Annotated in this window: 13 protein-coding genes; 7 read left to right on the top strand and 6 right to left on the bottom strand. The window is 70.1% G+C overall.

Translation table 11 applies throughout. The annotated features are described in order from the left end of the window. Positions 1–43: 43 nt before the first annotated feature. Positions 44–2,881: a hypothetical protein gene (locus ACIO6U_RS23115; RefSeq protein WP_401721787.1), complete on the bottom strand. Its 2,838-nt coding sequence runs from the start codon at positions 2,879–2,881 to the stop codon at positions 44–46. Positions 2,882–3,608: 727 nt separating this feature from the next. Between ACIO6U_RS23115 and ACIO6U_RS23110 the strand changes: the two genes are divergently transcribed. Further along, positions 3,609–4,352 carry a hypothetical protein gene (locus ACIO6U_RS23110; RefSeq protein ID WP_401721785.1) on the top strand — a complete coding sequence of 248 codons (744 nt, stop codon included), beginning with the start codon at positions 3,609–3,611 and terminating at the stop codon, positions 4,350–4,352. 195 nt (positions 4,353–4,547) lie between these two features. Here ACIO6U_RS23110 and ACIO6U_RS23105 read toward each other — a convergent pair whose 3' ends face one another. Next, positions 4,548–4,742: a hypothetical protein gene (locus tag ACIO6U_RS23105; protein ID WP_401721782.1), complete on the bottom strand. Its 195-nt coding sequence runs from the start codon at positions 4,740–4,742 to the stop codon at positions 4,548–4,550. Positions 4,743–4,914: 172 nt separating this feature from the next. Next, complete coding sequence (locus tag ACIO6U_RS23100) at positions 4,915–5,322, bottom strand: hypothetical protein (RefSeq protein ID WP_401721779.1); 408 nt, start codon at positions 5,320–5,322, stop codon at positions 4,915–4,917. Between the two features lie 41 nt (positions 5,323–5,363). Here ACIO6U_RS23100 and ACIO6U_RS23095 point away from each other — a divergent pair, with 41 nt between their 5' ends. Continuing rightward, positions 5,364–5,513: a hypothetical protein gene (locus ACIO6U_RS23095; protein ID WP_401721776.1), complete on the top strand. Its 150-nt coding sequence runs from the start codon at positions 5,364–5,366 to the stop codon at positions 5,511–5,513. A 40-nt stretch (positions 5,514–5,553) separates the two neighbouring features. On the opposite strand, the gene ACIO6U_RS23090 is transcribed toward ACIO6U_RS23095, so the two are convergent. Then, positions 5,554–5,976, bottom strand: a complete 423-nt coding sequence (locus ACIO6U_RS23090; RefSeq protein ID WP_401312973.1) for a hypothetical protein — start codon at positions 5,974–5,976, stop codon at positions 5,554–5,556. A gap of 341 nt (positions 5,977–6,317) precedes the next feature. On the opposite strand from ACIO6U_RS23090, the gene ACIO6U_RS23085 reads away from it, so the two are divergent. The 4 genes from ACIO6U_RS23085 (at position 6,318) to ACIO6U_RS23070 (ending at position 13,627) form a co-directional block, all read left to right on the top strand. Continuing rightward, on the top strand, positions 6,318–12,518 hold the full coding sequence (locus ACIO6U_RS23085) for an RHS repeat-associated core domain-containing protein (protein ID WP_401721773.1): 6,201 nt from the start codon (positions 6,318–6,320) through the stop codon (positions 12,516–12,518). A 1-nt stretch (position 12,519) separates the two neighbouring features. After that, positions 12,520–12,690, top strand: a complete 171-nt coding sequence (locus tag ACIO6U_RS23080; RefSeq protein WP_401721770.1) for a hypothetical protein — start codon at positions 12,520–12,522, stop codon at positions 12,688–12,690. 6 nt (positions 12,691–12,696) lie between these two features. After that, positions 12,697–13,281, top strand: coding sequence for an RHS repeat-associated core domain-containing protein (locus ACIO6U_RS23075; protein ID WP_401722242.1), 585 nt, complete (start codon positions 12,697–12,699; stop codon positions 13,279–13,281). Positions 13,282–13,498: 217 nt separating this feature from the next. Continuing rightward, positions 13,499–13,627: a hypothetical protein gene (locus ACIO6U_RS23070; RefSeq protein WP_401312967.1), complete on the top strand. Its 129-nt coding sequence runs from the start codon at positions 13,499–13,501 to the stop codon at positions 13,625–13,627. Positions 13,628–13,676: 49 nt separating this feature from the next. On the opposite strand, the gene ychF is transcribed toward ACIO6U_RS23070, so the two are convergent. Further along, positions 13,677–14,765, bottom strand: a complete 1,089-nt coding sequence (ychF, locus tag ACIO6U_RS23065; RefSeq protein ID WP_355347978.1) for a redox-regulated ATPase YchF — start codon at positions 14,763–14,765, stop codon at positions 13,677–13,679. Between the two features lie 229 nt (positions 14,766–14,994). Here ychF and ACIO6U_RS23060 point away from each other — a divergent pair, with 229 nt between their 5' ends. After that, complete coding sequence (locus tag ACIO6U_RS23060; protein ID WP_391049220.1) at positions 14,995–15,558, top strand: DUF6542 domain-containing protein; 564 nt, start codon at positions 14,995–14,997, stop codon at positions 15,556–15,558. Here ACIO6U_RS23060 and ppgK read toward each other — a convergent pair. Next, positions 15,479–16,216 carry a polyphosphate--glucose phosphotransferase gene (gene ppgK / locus ACIO6U_RS23055; protein WP_355347972.1) on the bottom strand — a complete coding sequence of 246 codons (738 nt, stop codon included), beginning with the start codon at positions 16,214–16,216 and terminating at the stop codon, positions 15,479–15,481. The genes ACIO6U_RS23060 and ppgK overlap by 80 nt on opposite strands. Between the last annotated feature and the right edge of the window lie 22 nt (positions 16,217–16,238).

Here is a 16,238-nt window from a genome sequence, read left to right as displayed (position 1 = left end):
TGCGTGCCGGCGGGCGTGCGGCCCGGATGTGCGGTGCGGGCGGCTACCCGCTGCCGCCCACGGGCCCGACACAGCGCTCGGGCCAGCTCCGGCCCTCCTCGGCGGGCGGACCACCGGCGAGCGCGTCCTTCAGTTCGGCGAGCGCGGTGAGGTCCCGTGGGCTCAACTCCCGTGCTCCGTCCATGTACGTGGTCGCGTGCGCGGGCAGTTCCCGCAGCAGTACGACCGGGGTCCCGGCGGGTGCGGTCCACGTCCCCAGCACGCGGAATCCGGTGCCCGGCGCGAAGACGATCTCACCGTCCGCCGCCGCCAGATCACCCACCTCGCGGCCGGTCGTCGACCAGATCGCGTAGCGCACGGCTGTCCCGCCCGCCGCCGGAATCCGGGCCAACGCCCCTATCGGCGCCGGGTCCTGGAGCAGCGCGCCCAACCTCGGCTCGGCACCGCCCGCCGCGCCGCCGCGCAGGGCCACGCCCCGGTACGACGGCAGCCGCCGCAGCCCGGACGCCACGCACCCGGCGTACGCCTGCGACCGCGCCTCGCCCGCCCGCAGGCCCCGCGCCAACTCCCGCTGGCTCAGCGGCCCTTCGTCAGCCGACAGATACGCGCGCACCGCGACCAGATCGAGCCGCGCCGCCTCCCGCTCGTCCCCGCGCAGCGCGAGCTTCCGCTTCAACAGCCCGTCCACGGCTGCCGCGTGCCCCTCCCAGCCGTCCCCCACCAGCTCGCGGAACGCCGCCCTTTGCGCGGCGGTGCTGACATGTCCGGGCAGCACGAGGCGGGGCTCCTCCCGCCTGACGGCCAACGGGGCCGTTGGCTCGGGCTGTTCGGGCCGTTCGGACTGTTCGGGCTGAGCGACGGGTGCGGGGTCGGGCTCGGGGGTGGGGTCAGGCTCGGGGCCGGGTGAGACGACGAGTGCGCGGACGAGTGCGGAGCCCCGCAGGGGCGCGGTGATCGCGGGTGCCGACCGCGTCGGACCGGGCCCCCGGCTGTTCGTGCGCGGGCCGGGGGCGACCGTACGGCCCGCCTCGGCCGTACCGTCGGGCCGTTCACCGCCCCGCTCCCCCGGAGCGCCCGGCGCGGAACGGTCGCGCGCGGCGACATCCGTCTCCGTCGTCGGCGTGCGGACGAGCGTTCCGTCGGCGCCGCTGTCCCCGGCCGGGGACGCGCTGTCGGTGGGCACGCTCGCGGCGGCCGGACGGCGTACGGGCTCCGCACCCGGCGCCGGAGCCGGTGCCGTACCGGTCAACTCCACGACAGCGGAAGGTCCTTCACGGGGAGCGTCGGGCGGTACGGCCACGGGCGCGGGAGGGCGCGGGGACGCTGCCGGTCCCGGGCGGTCCGGTCCCGGGCGGTCCGGTCCCGGGCGGTCCTGATTCGGGCGGTCAGGTCCCGGACGGTCCTGGTTCGGGCGGGGCGGGGTCTGCCAGGGGGGCGGGGCCTGGCGGGCGGCGGTGACGTAGCGGATGCCGCGTACGCCGTGTTCCGCCGCGAGGCGGCGCAGTTCGGCCTCGCCGCTGGTGAGCCGTCCTCGCACGAGGAGGGTGGTCCTGGCGCGGGCCGTGGCGCCGAGGCCGGTGAGCAGGCGGGCCAGCGCGGTGAGCAGGGAGGCGTCCAACCGCTGTCCGGGCGCGCCGAGTTCGATGGCGCAGGTCTCGGGGTCGACGGCGGTTCCCACGAGCGGGGGGCGGGGCGTGCCCTGGGCCCACAGGGCGAGGCCGGAGCGCGTCACCGTCGCCTGCCAGCCGTCCGTGAGCCGTACGGTGCCCGGTTCTGTGCCGCCGGGGAGCCAGTCGGGCGGGAGGCTGCCGAGCAGCCGGGGCAGGGGCGTTCTGCCCCGCGCGTCGGTCGGGAGGCACGCGACGGCGGTGACGTACGGCTGCCAACTCGGTTCGCCGTCACGGCCGATCAGGGTCGGGCGGGGTACGGCGCCGGGCGGCGCGTGGTCGGCGAGCAGCGGCAGGCCCGTCAGGACGTCGACCCGGCTGTCCAGCGTGTCGGCGACCGTGTGGGCCAGCCGCAGCAGGTCGGCCTGTCCGCCGGGTGCGAGGCACACGCGGGCGCGGTGTTCCGCCGGGAGCGCGGACAGGACGGCGGCGACCTCGTCGGCGGCGACGTCCTCCGCGTGCGGGGCGCCGACCAGCACGACGGCGTGCGCGGAGTCGAGCGGCACCGCGAAGCACAGGTCGTCGGGGCGCGGCCCGGGCGCGTCGGCGGGGCGGATCACCAGGCCCGCCGGAATCTGCTCGACCACGCAGCCGCCCGATGTCCGCGTGGGCACGCGGCCGACGGCCTCCTGCCAGGCCGGTGCGGGCGCGCGGGGGCCCAGCTTCCGGGGTGCCTCGCCGGGCGCGAAGCGCCACCAGCATCCCTCGGGACGGTCGTCGCCCCGGACGAAGAGGCTGCCGCCGGGCGTGATGAGGACGACGCCGTCCGGCGCGAACACCTCGAAGCCCCAACCGTCGGCGATCCTGCGGGCGGTGCCGGGGCGGCCCGGCCGGTCGTCGCCCGCGCCGGACAGGACGAGGCGGACGCGGCGGGTGCCCTGCGCGCGCAGCGAGTCCAGGAGGGTGACCAGGCGCGGCCAGTGGCCGCCGCCGTTGCCCTGCCCCGCGCCCTCCGAGCCGACCATGACGGTGACGATGTCCGCCTCGGCGCCGAAGGTGTGGGCCACTTCGGCCAGGACGGCCATCGGGAAGGAGTCGTCGTCCACCGAGCGGACCAGGAGGACGCCGTCGATGTCCTCGACGAGGGGGGCGGGGACGGACTCCGCCGCAGCGGCGCCGCGGCTCGTACCGGCCGTAGCGCTCGTACGGGTCGCGCCGCCCGTACCGCTCGCGCCGCCGCCCTTGCGGGACAGGCGGGAGGCCCAACGGCTCATGCCTGGCCCTCCCCGTGGTCCCCGTACCGTGCCGTCGTGCGCGACGGCGACCCCGGCCGTCCCGCGCCCTGCTGGCTCATCACTGTCCTCGTTCGGTGAGTCGTTCCCGGCCGGTCACGCGAGCCTGCGTGCGCCGGCGGGTCTCCGCGGACCGGGCGGATGCGTCCTCATCTCGCGCCACGAGAGACCGGCCCGCGCGGTGTCAGCGCGGGAGCGACGGGACAACGATGTCCGTCACCTCGCGCCGTACCGGACGCGTACCGCTCGCGGACGTGTGGGAGACACCCCACCACCTGCCCTCCCCTGCCCAATCCCGGCCGAACGGAACGACGTTGCTCGGCGGCCGGTGCACTGCCTATCCCTGTGGAGCGATAATCGGCCCTATTGGTTGGGTCATTCAGGCATCCAGATATATCAGACCCCAATGGCACCACGGTGTCGGACCGGCCAACGCCGCGTGGCCGCCCACCGTATGCCCCGGCCGGGAGCACGGCGGCCGACCGCGACCGACGGCCCTGCCGGCCTTCCGGCCCTTCTCCCGCCTGCCCCTCCGGACGCTCAGCACGGGGCCCGATCGTGCTCAGACGGTGACCAACCCGTGCTCAGCCACGGGGAATCGGGGATCGCCGTCAGTAACATCGCGTCCCGTCCCCCGCCTCCCGCACCCGAGTGCCGTCCCCGGCTCCCGTGACCGTCCACAGGAGAGGTCCGTGTCAGCGGCATTGCCATGCCTATTGACCTGTTTGGCGAGAAGTTAATTCGCTCCCTCCCGGCCGAGGAGCAGTTCACGTATCCCGTGAGCGTCGTTCTCTCGCTGCACCGCGAGCGGACCCCGGCCCTGCTGCGCGCCCTGCGCACCCACCACGTACTGCCCGCGCTGTGCCACCCCTGGGGCTCGGAATCCGCCTACCGCACGCTGCTGCGCAGGGCCGGGACCCCCCTCACCGTGCTGGACGTCCCGAGCCCGCGCGGGACCGGTGATCTGGGCCAGCGCGTCCACGCCCTCAGCCACCTGTCGTCCGTGGTGGTGCTGGTGCCCGACCGTACGGACTCCGCTGACCTGCTGCTGGCCGGCGCCGCCAACGTCATCCCGCGCGACACGGACCCCCGTGAACTGGCCGGCCGCATCCTCGCCGAACGGCGCTGGCTCGACACCAGGTCCTCGCCCCGCCGGCCGCCGGAAGCACCGCGCCACGGATCGCCGCGCCCTCAACGCGGCACTCAGCAGGTCCTGTTCGACATCCTCCGCACCACCGCGCGCCCCTGGTGCTGCCACGACCTGTGCCTCCTGCTCGGCGCGGCCGACGAGCCGATGACCCGCCGCGCCTTGCAGGCCCGGATCGTACGGCTCAACGAGCGCTTGGCGCCTGACGGCATATCAGTCGACTGCGCCTCCCAGTGGGGCCGCACCACCTTCAGGGGCCTCACCGCCGAACCGCCAAGAGCGGAAGCCCCATTGAGGCCCGCATGAGGCCCTGACGTCGTGGCCCAGGCGGGCAAGGACGATCCCTCCCTGCGTAATCTCGCGGGTTACGCCTTCCTCGGCGGGGTCTTCTTCCTCGTCTCCGCACTGCGCCTCAAGCGCGCGGGCTCTGCCGCCTGAACGCCCCTGGCCGGGCTGCGCGTTGGCGCTCCCGCCCGCTTTCCTGACGACGCGTCGTCGTGGCTACGCGTAGCCGTGCCGTGCGGCCAGGATTCCGATCAGGCGCGCCCGTTCGGCCTCGGTCGCCCCCGGCAGCGTGATGCGGTCCCCGCCGACCTCCCACACGACCGTCGTGTCCGGCCCTTGCCGCGCCAGCCGGCCGCTGACCGCCGTGATCAACGTCGTCAGCACTCCCCCCGACGCCGCCGGCGTGATCACCGGCGCCGCCCACGAATGCGCGTCCCCCTTCGCCCCCTCCGGCGCCGCCCCGCCCCGCGGGCGCACCGCCCGTACCCCGTCCTCGTCCCCCGCCAGGAGCTCCGCCCTCAACCCCCGCGCGGCCCACTCCACTTCCCCGCCACCCGCCCCGTCCCCCGGCCCACCGGCCGAGTCACCGCGAGTGCGAAGTGAGCGAAAGCAGCAGATGCGAGGACTCCGGATGCTGGAAGTCCGAGTGCGCCCCGGCGGGCGACAGCCGGGTCCCCCAACCACCCCGGTAGAGCCATCCCGCGTCCACGTTCACGATGCGGTGGTCGAGATCGTCCAGCCGGTACGCGGTGCGCGTCGTCCGCAGCCGGATCGAGGACTGCGGTACGGGCGTCCTGCCGACGCCCGAGTGGCCGATCCCCGACGCCCCTTCCGCCCGCAGATGCCAGAAGCCCGTCGCCCGGTCCCAGCGGGAGTGGGTGAGGACCAGCGGACCCCGCAAGGGCGCGCCCGCCCGGCCGGGGGCAGGGAACAGCGAGGTGAAGGAGTCGGTGAACGCGTCGCGCGGCGCGGCCATCTGGAAGATCAGCATGCTGTCGACGATGAGGGCCGGGCACCCCGTAGGACAGCCCGGTGACCGGCGCGAAGACGCCCCGGGCCGCCGTCTCGTACGGATCGATCTCCTCCCACCCCCGCCACGGCTGCCCGCTGGGCTCCGGGTCCACCGTGAACGTGCCCCGCGCCATGAGCACCGGGAGCTGCACCGCGTTCCCTTACCTCTGATACGCGTCGACCGGCAGCTCAACTTGCGACACCGAGGCGGTCAGCTCACCGCCACATCCCGCGCACGCAAAACGAACAACCACCCTGCAAAACAGCCGCATCGTCGCATTTCAGCGGCAACCGCCTCACCGGTTTTCCGCGCCGCGACGGCCGCCATGCGGTGATGCTCGCTTGCCGCTCGCAAGCGGACTACGGGAGGCGGGGGGATAGCCTTTTCGGCCTCAGCCGAGCCGTTCCAGGCGAAGAGTGCGTGGTGCGCGAGAACGTCCCGGATGCCGCGCTGCGACGCGCCGTCCTGGGTGGCGCCGCCGAGGCGTTGCCCAGGACGGTTTCGAGGCCGCAGCCATGGCGCGATGAAGGGCAGTGCGCCGCACAGCAGAACGGATAGCTCCCGGCGTCCGAGGAAGTGCCCGGCTTCTTCTGCGGAGGTACAGCGGGGCGGCGAAGGTGTGATGACGCTCACTTCGTCAAGTGTTTCAGGTGCGATACGCGGCTTTTAGTTGCTACGCAAGCGGTGATTCGTGACGGTCTGCAGTTATTTGGCGAGCCGACTGAGCCTTCGGCTCACTCAAGTCGTCTATGCCTGCCCTTTAGCTCCACATGGCAGTTCCTTTGAACTACTCCCCTCCGTGTGATGGATGTGTGAAGATCCGACCGTTTTCTAGTCGCGGGGGCAGCTCTGCGCCTTGGGGGTTCTGACGAGGAGGGGTCGTGGGGATGTTCTGGGGGGGTGCTCGGCGTTCCGCGCCGGGCGGTCTGAGACACGCACGTTCATCGTCTTGCTCGTCGTTGTGGTTGCGGCGGGTGTCGGTGCTTGTGGTGATGGCGCTGGCCGTTGAGGCGGCGACGGTCGCGGCGGATTCGGGGGTGGCGTTCGCTGCTCCTGGGTCCGAGGGGGAGGGGACGGTCGCGTCGGCGCCGTCGTACGGGGTGGCGGAGGCGCGGGATGTGCTGTCGGCGCGGCTGATGGCACGGTTGCAGGGCCGGCGGATCGAGGCGTTGAGCGAGCGTACGGATGCTTCGCAGACGTTCGTGAACGCCGACGGAACGGTGACGTACACCGCGTTCGCGGAGCCGAAGTGGACCCAGCGCGGCGGCTCGTGGGTGAATCTGGACCCCACGCTCCAGTTGCGGGCCGATGGCAGTGTCGTGCCGGTGGCGGCCGAGACGGATCTGGTGCTGTCCGGCGGTGGTTCGGGGCCGTTGGCTTCGTTGACGGTCGACGGCAAGAACCTGTCGCTGACGTGGCCGACGGCGTTGCCGATGCCGGTGCTGTCCGGTGCGAAGGCGACGTACGCGAACGTGCTGAAGGACGTGGACCTTGAGTTGACCGCTTCGCTGAAGGGCGGGGTGGAGGAGACGCTGGTGGTCAAGTCCGCCGAGGCGGCCTCCGGCCCGGGGCTGTCGGATCTGGTGCAGAGCGTGTCGACCAGCAACGGCGTCATCGCGGCGACGGACGCGGGCGGGAATCTGACGGTGACCGACGGCACCGGCCGTCTGCTGGTGAACTCTCCGGCGCCGGTGATGTGGGACTCCGCGACCAGTACCGAGCCCGCTGTGGCGGGCGGCGGGAACAGCATCGCCGGGCTCGCGCCCGCGGAGGCGGGCAAGGCGAAGCCCCGCGCGGGCACCCGTTCCACCGCGCAGGGGCCGGGTTCGCACGCCCACCATGCGGCGGTGAAGACCACGTTGAAGGACCGCAAGCTCCATCTGACGCCCGACCGTGGGCTGTTGACGGCGAAGAGCACCGTCTTCCCGGTCTACATCGACCCCGCCTATGTGCCGCATCCGGCCAGTGGCAGCCGCCTGCACTGGAACGAGGTGCAGCAGGCGTATCCGAACACGTCGAACTACGACTCCAGCCCATCGAACGGCAACGGTGTCGGGTACCAGGGGTTTTCCTCGCCGAAGGGAATCGAGCGGACCTACTACCGCGTCAGCATTCCCTCGGCGATCTGGGGTGGCACGGTGCTGAGCGCCGACATGAAGATGACGGAGAGCTATTCCGCGTCGTGCGGCACCACGTCCTACGGTGTCCAGGCGTGGTCCACGAATGTCTTCGACGCCTCCACCACGTGGGCCAACGCGCCGGGGAAGGTCGCCCAGCAGAGTTCGGTGAACTTCGGTCCGGCGTGTACGTCCAGCCCGTCGGGGACGTTCAGTTTCATGAACCAGGTCACCAACGCCGCCGCGAACCACTGGCAGACCATCTGCTTCGTGCTGGTCGCCAGCAGTGAGACCAACGAGGTCCAGTTCAAGCGGTTCTCCAGCGCCGCGTCACTGTCGATCACGTACAACACCCCGCCCACCACGCCGACTTCGCTGGCGGCCTCGCCGACGGCGACCGACGGTTACGCGGCCAGTGCGACTCCGACGCTGTCGGCGAAGGCCACCGACGCCAACAGTGACACCGTGCGTCTTGACTACCAGGTGCTGTCGGGTACCACCGTCAAGGCTTCGGGGAGTTCGGCGTTCGTCAACTCCGGCACTGCTGGTACGTGGAAGGTGTCCACGGCCCTGGCGGACGGCTCGTACACCTGGAAGGTCAGGGCGTACGACGGCCGCGACTATTCCGCGTGGACGGCGGCCAAGTCCCTGATCATCGACACCACGGCACCGGCCAACACTACGGTCTCGTCCAGCGACTTCCCTTCGAACGTGTGGTCGGGAACCCCGGACTCCAAGGGGAACTTCAGCGGTGCGTTCACTTTCGCACCGCCCACCAGTGACGTGGCGCAGGTGGCGTGGACGCTGGACAGCGGCACGTGGACGTACACCGCGACGAGCGGGGCGGCGTTCACCAAGACTCTGACCTTCGGGGCGGGTCGGCACGTGATCAGTGCCAAGACCCACGACAAGGCCGGGAATATCGCCACTGGGACCTCGTACGTCTTCTACGGCGGTGACGGCGCGGCGTTGACCGCCCCGGCGCCCGGTGACCGTCCCGCGCGCAGGGTTGCCCTGACCGCCCAGGGCAAGCCCAACTACACCGGTGTCACCTACCAGTACCGTGTCGGTGAGACCGATACCTGGCACGACGTTCCCGCCTCGCATGTCACCAAAGCGGACGGGACGACGCTGGCGGCCTGGCCGGTCGCGCTGACCGTTTCCAACGGGCTGGCCACCCCCGCCCCCTTGACGTGGAATATCACCGACACGCTCGGCGACGGGCCGGTGGACGTACGCGCGAACTTCACTGACGGCACCACCCCCGGAGCCTCCCCGGCCACCACGATCACCGTGGACCGCAACGCGGGCACCGCCCCCTTGCTGAGCGCGGGTCCGGCCTCGGTGAACGCCCTGACCGGTGACGCCTCGCTGTCGGCCACGGACGCCTCCGGGTTCGATCTCACCGTCACCCGTAGCGCCTCCTCCCGCCGTCCCACGAACGGGTCGGCGCAGGAGGGGCAGGCGGCGATCTTCGGTCCGCAGTGGACGGCGGGCACCACCGCCGAGATCACCGGCTCGGACTGGTCCTACCTCCGTAAGGCGTCGGACAGGTCGGTGGCGCTGGTCGATGGGGACGGTGATCCGACCGGGTTCACCGCGGCCTCCGGCGGCGGGTGGAAGCCCGAACCGGGCGCGGAGGACCTGACACTGACCGGCTCCCTGCTCACCGGCACCTTCACCCTGAAAGACAGCGAAGGCACGACCACCACGTTCGCGAAGGTCGACCCCTCGGCCACGACGTGGCAGGTGACCTCGACGTTCCTGCCGACCACCAACTCCACCACCCAGGTCGTCTCGGAGAAGATCCCGGTCGGCAACACGTTCCTGGCCCGCCCGAAGTACGTGATCGCGCCGACGTCCGCGGTGACGCAGTCCACCTGCGCCACGACTCCCGGAACCAAGGGCTGCCGCGTACTGGAATACGTGTACGCCACGGCCACGACCGCGACCGCCTCGGCGTTCGGTGACTTCACCGACCGGGTCTCCCAGATCAGACTGTGGGGAACCGACCCCGGCGCGTCCGCGGCGACCGCGGTCACGGTCGCGCAGTACGCCTACGACACCACCGGCCGCCTGCGCCAGCAGTGGGATCCGCGTATCAGCCCGTCGCTGAAGACGGCTTACGACTACGACAGCGCGGGCCGGATCACCACGCTGACCCCGCCCGGTGAACTGCAGTGGACGTTCGCCTACGGCAGCGCCGGGAACACCGCGACGGCGGGCGACGGGATGCTGCTGTCGGCCTCCCGGCCGACGCTCACCCCCGGAAGCGCCACCCAGACCAACGGCACCGCGAGCACGAACCTGGTCTACGACGTGCCGCTGAGCGGCGGTAAGGCGCCCTACCCGATGTCCGGCGGCGACGTCACCGCCTGGGGGCAGAGCGACGCGCCCTCGGACGCGACGGCGCTGTTCCCCTCGGACGCCGTACCCGCGTCGCACGACGGCGCCGCGCTGACCGCCAACGCCTACCAGCGCGCGATCATCGCCTACACCGACGCCTCGGGCCGTCAGGTCAACACCGCCAACCCCGGCGCACGCATCACCACCACCGAGTACGACCGGTACGGTCACACCGTCCGTGAGCTGACCGCAGCCAACCGCGAACTGGCCCTCGCCACCGACGGCGACAGCCTGGCCGAGCAGCAACAACTCGGCATTGACGCTCTGCCGTCCGCCGAGCGGGCCCAACTGCTGTCGACCGTATCGGTGTTCAACACCACAAGCGTGGCGGCCGACGCCGGTACGAACAAGGACACCGACCCGGCCAACGCCGGCCAGCGGGAGCTGGAGAAGTCCGGCCCCCTGCACATGGTCACCCTTGCCAAGGCCCTGCCCGCGACCGCGGGCGGCACCAGCCTGCCCGCAGGGTCCTTCGTCCCGGCACGTGCGCACACCGTCACCGCGTACGACCAGGGCCGCCCGACCAACGGCACCGCCACCGTGACCAACCAGCCGACCACCGTCACCATCGGCGCCGACGTCCACGCGGGCGACGCCTACACCAGTGACGGTGACACCCGGACCAGCACCACCGGATACGACTGGGCCAAGGGCCTGCCCACCACTACGGTCACCGACCCGGCCGGACTGAACCTGGTCAGGACCACCGCCTACGACGCTCAGGGCCGCGTCATCAAGACCACCCTGCCAAAGTCCACCGGCACCGACGCGGGGGCCACCGTCACGACCTACTGGTCCGCCACCGGCACCGGCGCCTGCAACGGACGACCTGAATGGGCCGACCTGCTCTGCTCGACCGGCCCGGCCAGTGCGATCACCGGCGGCGGCACCAACCCGTCGCAACTGCCCACCACAACCACGACCTACGACCGGTGGGGCAGCGCCGCCACCGTCACCGACACGGCGGGCAGCAGCACCCGCACCACCACCACGAGCTATGACGCGGCCGGACGTACCACCGGCACCTCGGTGACCGGAGGAATGGGCACCGCCGTGCCTGGTGCCACGACGTCCTACGACCAGGCGACCGGCAAGCAGGCCACCATCACTGCCGGCGGCCACACAGCCAGCCAGACCTACGATCTCCTTGGTCGGCAGACCTCCTACAGCGACGGTGCGGGTAACACGGCCACCACCTGGTACGACGCCCTCGACCGGCCCATCAGGGTGACCGACTCGGCCCCGTCGACCACCACCTACACCTACGACACCGCCAGTGATCCGCGGGGTCTCGAAACCGGCCGCGCCGACTCCGTCGCAGGCACCTTCAACGCCACCTACGACTCCGACGGCCGCCTGGCCACAGAGGCCCTGCCAGGCGGTTACACCGTGACGTTCACTCGGGACGAAACCGGCGCCGACACCTCACGCACCTACGCCAGTGACAACGACGGCCTGATCGTCACGGCTGACTCGGCCACCCTGACTGTCCATGGCCAGCAGGTCACCCACACCACCGACACCGGAAACCAGGCCTACACCTACGATGCCGCAGGCCGGCTGACTAACATCGAAGACGTCCAAGACGCCACCATCACCCACCGCGCCTACGCCTTCGACAAGAACACCAACCGCACCAGTCTCACGACAACAGTCGACAACCCCGACGGCACCGCCGAAACCCCGGCCACAGTCAACTACACCTACGACAGCGCCGACCGTCTCTCCACAGCGGGCACGGTCTACGACGCACTTGGCCGGACCACTGTCCAGGCCACCGGCGCTACCCTCGGCTACTACGCGAACGACGTCCTCCAGCAGGAGACGATCGGCGGGAAGCGCGAGCGCTGGAGTCTCGACGCTGAGAACAGGCTTTCTCTGTCCACCGTGGAAACCCAGCAAACAGATGGCAGTTGGACAGCAACGAGCAGCACGGTCAGTCACTTCGGCTGCGGTTGTGACAGCCCAACCTGGTCACAGAGCGGCGGCACTATCGCCCGTAACGTTCAGGACTTGGAAGGTCGGTTGAGTGCCATCACTACCGCGACCGGTGGTGTGAGCCTCCAGCTCACCGATTTGCACGGCGACGTCACTGTCCAGCTTCCCTTGGACGCAAGCCAATCGCTCTCGGTTTACCGTTACGATGAATTCGGCAACGCCATCGGAACATCCGCAACCCCAACCTACGGCTGGCTTGGCGCTTACGAGCGGGGCAGCGATCACATCGGGGGCGTGATGCTTATGGGCGTGAGGGCGTACGACCCCTCCACGGGTCGCTTCCTCCAGACGGACTCCGTGCCCGGCGGCAACGCGAACGCCTATACCTACCCTTCGGACCCAATCAGATCCTTTGACCTCACAGGCCAGTTCAAGGTCACCTGGGGGTGGGTCAGCGGGACGATCTACCTCAACAGAAGGGAAACCAAGAAGGCGGGCCGCGCCGCCACTGCGGCCACCATCGTCAATGCGGCGTCCACAGTTCTCGTTGGCTCGGGTGTCGGGGTCATCGCGAAGTGGGTCTTTATGAACGCCGGGACCATCGCGGTGAAGGCCCAGTGGGCATACGCGGACCACAAATGCCTCAAGCTGAAGTGGCCTTTTGGATATCCTGGGTTGATTCCAGGTAGCTACAAAAAGGGGTACTGCAAGTAACATGCGCAATCTGAGTGCATTCAGCATGCTATTGAGCGGCCTCGTCCTCGTAATCGCGACAATCGCCATGATCACGACGGACGACGTGTGGGTGCGTATCGGGTTCGGCGTGGCGGCGGTGTTCGTCGTGGTGGGCACCGTGCGAGAGATTCGGAACTCTCGACGAGACTGATAAGCCATCTCGGCCAGGTGCCGGGTCACGCCCACATGGCGTGACCCGGCATTCGGTAAGTTCGAAGACCCGCTATGCGCCGCCGCGATCGACCAACGCCTCGCCTACGACGAATTCGGCAACCCCGAAACCCTCACCGCCGCCACCCTCATGGGCGTCCGCCTCTACGACCCCACCACCGGCCGCTTCCTCCAAACCGACCCCATCCCCGGCGGCAACGCCAACGCCAACGAATACTGCAACGGCGACCCCGTCCACTGCTACGACCTCAACGGTAAATTCGGCAGTTGGCACTGGCGCAACCCGATCCACGTAAGCCGCTGGAGCCCTCTCCACCGCGACTGGGGAAGCGTTGCCAAGAATTCCTGGAAATGGACGAAGCGGCGCACTCGTCACTATTCCCCCGCACCCTTTAATAGTGCCCTGCGCTATACAAGCACAGTTTTTCGAAATCACTATTTCCGGGCCTGCCTCTGGGGCGGAGCCTCGGGAATAGGTATTTCCGCAGTGACCAAGGTGGCCAAAAGACTTTTGCCAGGCGCCCTGCTGGTTGGCTGTGCGGTCGGAGCAGGGCAATATCGATGGAACTAAAGAGGGCCAATCGTATGGAAAATAAGCAAAGCAGAAGTCAGGGGAGGTGGCGGGTGAACGAACCTCTGAATTTCATCGGGTTCACCTGCTGCATGGTGTCCATGGTGGTCATACGGGCGGTGTGGCCGCGTTCTCCCGAGTGGGTACCTCCGCTTGCCTCAGTGGCGATTGGCTACGCCTGCTGGTTGGCGTATCGCCTACTGAGAAGGAGAGGGGAATGAAAGAAGAGCGAGAATTCGGAACTCTCGACGAACGGACCCGCGCCGCCGTCGGCAAGGCGTACGCGGACAGCCCCGACGAGGGCGACGAGATGTCGGTACGCCTGCGGATTCGGTGCGGGCCCTGAGGCCGCGCACCTCCTCCGCCGCAGGTCAGACGGCCCTCAGCGCAAGCGGCTACACGTTAAAGCGGAATTCGACCACGTCGCCGTCCTGCATCACGTATTCCTTGCCCTCCATGCGGGCTTTGCCCTTGGCGCGGGCTTCGGCCACGGAGCCGGTGGAGACGAGGTCGGCGAAGGAGATGACCTCGGCTTTGATGAAGCCCTTTTGGAAGTCGGTGTGGATGACGCCGGCGGCCTCGGGGGCGGTGGCGCCGCGCTTGATGGTCCAGGCGCGGGATTCCTTGGGGCCGGCGGTGAGGTAGGTCTGGAGGCCGAGGGTCTCGAAGCCGACGCGGGCGAGGGTGGCGAGGCCGGGCTCCTCCTGGCCGACGGACTGGAGGAGTTCGAGGGCTTCGGCGTCGTCGAGCTCGACGAGGTCGGACTCGAGCTTGGCGTCGAGGAAGATCGCCTCGGCGGGGGCCACGAGGGCGCGCTGCTCGTTCTTGAAGTCCTCGTCGGCCAGCTCGTCCTCGTCGACGTTGAAGACGTAGAGGAACGGCTTGGTGGTGAGCAGGTGCAGCTCGTGGAGGAGGGTGCCCTGCTCGGTGCCCTTGGTGATGCCGCGCGAGAAGAGGGTGTCACCCGCGGCCAGGATCTCCTGGGCGGCCTCGGCGGCGGCGAGGACCGCGGCCTTCTCCTTCTGGAGGCGGGCCTCCTTGGTGAGGCGCGGGATCGCCTTCTCGACGGACTGGAGGTCGGCGAGGATCAGCTCGGTGTTGATCGTCTCGATGTCGTCCTTGGGCGAGACGCGGCCGTCGACGTGCACCACGTTGTCGTCCTTGAAGGCCCGGATGACCTGGCAGATCGCGTCGGACTCGCGGATGTTCGCGAGGAATTTGTTGCCCAGGCCCTCGCCCTCGGAGGCGCCGCGGACGATGCCCGCGATGTCCACGAAGTCGACGGTGGCGGGCAGCACCCGCGCCGACCCGAAGATCTCCGCGAGCGTGCCGAGGCGGGCGTCGGGGACGCCCACGACTCCGACGTTCGGCTCGATCGTGGCGAACGGGTAGTTGGCCGCCAGCACGTCGTTCTTGGTCAGGGCGTTGAAGAGCGTCGACTTGCCGACATTCGGCAGACCGACGATTCCGATGGAGAGCGACACGTGGAGACTTCCCGGAGCGGTGGGCTGGTGGGTGTTCGGACGGCCACCAGTCTACGGGCCGCCGCCGTACCGCCCGGCCGCCCGTCGAACACCGGCCCGAGGACGTCACCGCACCCGGTACGGGGACCGCTCCGAGGACGCGCGCGCCAAAAAGCCCCGCCCCGCCCCGGAGGGGCAAAGCGCGTGTCCCGCCGTGCGATCACCCGACTGCCGTGCCTACTGTAAGTAGGTGGACCAACACAGTGCGCGTTCAGGTGCCGCTCCGGGACCCGGCGGAGAGGCCACAGTCGGGGTGTACCGCGCCCCGCGCCCCCGGCAGGCCGTCATGGCCACCGCGGTACGGCAGACCGTCCACCGGCTGCGTACCGCCCAGCGGCCCAGGCCACGGCTGACCGGCCTCGGCACCGGGCTGCTGACCACCGCCGTGACGGTCGCGGGCGGCGGGATCGACGTCCTGCTCTTCGACGGCCCCGGCGTCTTCTTCGGCCTGGTCTTCGTCGCGGTGTGCGTGGCGGCGGCGGTGTACGTACGCCCGTACGACCTGGTGGCGGCCCCGGTGGCGGCGCCGATCGCCTTCGCCGTGGGCATCGCGCTGACCGCCGACAGCGGGGGCGGCGGCCTGGCCGGTCATCTGCTCGGCGTCTTCACCGGGCTGGCGCTGATGACCGGCTGGCTCTACGCCGGGACGGTGCTGGCCGCCGCGATCGTCGGGATCAGAGCTTTGCGGCTGCCATCGCGGCGCCGACGATCCCCGCGTTGTTCTGCAGTTCAGCGGGAACGATCTCGGCGCTGATCCCCTTCACCAGGGGCAGGAACTTCTCCGACTTGCGGCTGACGCCGCCGCCGATCACGAACAGGTCGGGCGAGAAGAGCATCTCCACGTGCGCCAGGTACTTCTGGAGCCGGTGCGCCCAGTGCTCCCAGCTCAGGTCCTCGTCCTCGCGGGCCTTGACCGACGCCTTCTTCTCCGCGTCGTGCCCGTGCAGCTCCAGGTGGCCCAGTTCCGTGTTGGGCACGAGATTGCCGTCCACGAACAGGGCGCTGCCGATGCCGGTGCCCAGCGTCAGCATGATGACCGTGCCGCCCCGGCCGCGGCCCGCGCCGAACGTCATCTCCGCGACACCCGCCGCGTCCGCGTCGTTGAGCACCACCACGGGCAGGCCGAGGCGGTCGCCGAGCATCCCGCGCGCGTCCAGGCCGACCCAGCCGCCGTCCACGTTGGCCGCCGTACGGGTGGTGCCGTCCACCACCACCCCGGGGAAGGTCACGCCGACCGGGCCCGACCAGCCGAAGTGCTCGATGACCTGGTGCACCCCGTCGATCACCGACTCCGGAGTCGCGGGCTGAGGGGTGTCGATCTTGTAGCGATCGTCCGACAGGGCGCCCTGGTCCAGATCGACCGGAGCGCCCTTGATTCCCGTACCACCGATGTCCACACCGAACATATTCATGGCCCCCAGGTTAGAGGTGACG

Origin of the sequence: Streptomyces sp. NPDC087422, from assembly GCF_044744145.1 — a bacterium.
Taxonomy (GTDB): Bacteria; Actinomycetota; Actinomycetes; order Streptomycetales; family Streptomycetaceae; genus Actinacidiphila.
This window is presented reverse-complemented; position numbering and strand designations above follow the sequence as displayed.

Excerpts from the sequence above, each read along its gene's own strand:
- ACIO6U_RS23115 (WP_401721787.1), bottom strand. The coding sequence starts at position 2,881 with ATGAGCCGTTGGGCCTCCCGCCTGTCCCGCAAGGGCGGCGGCGCGAGC.
- ACIO6U_RS23110 (WP_401721785.1), top strand. The coding sequence starts at position 3,609 with ATGCCTATTGACCTGTTTGGCGAGAAGTTAATTCGCTCCCTCCCGGCC.
- ACIO6U_RS23100 (WP_401721779.1), bottom strand. The coding sequence starts at position 5,322 with ATGCTGATCTTCCAGATGGCCGCGCCGCGCGACGCGTTCACCGACTCC.
- ACIO6U_RS23080 (WP_401721770.1), top strand. The coding sequence starts at position 12,520 with ATGCGCAATCTGAGTGCATTCAGCATGCTATTGAGCGGCCTCGTCCTC.
- ACIO6U_RS23070 (WP_401312967.1), top strand. The coding sequence starts at position 13,499 with ATGAAAGAAGAGCGAGAATTCGGAACTCTCGACGAACGGACCCGCGCC.
- ppgK (WP_355347972.1), bottom strand. The coding sequence starts at position 16,216 with ATGAATATGTTCGGTGTGGACATCGGTGGTACGGGAATCAAGGGCGCT.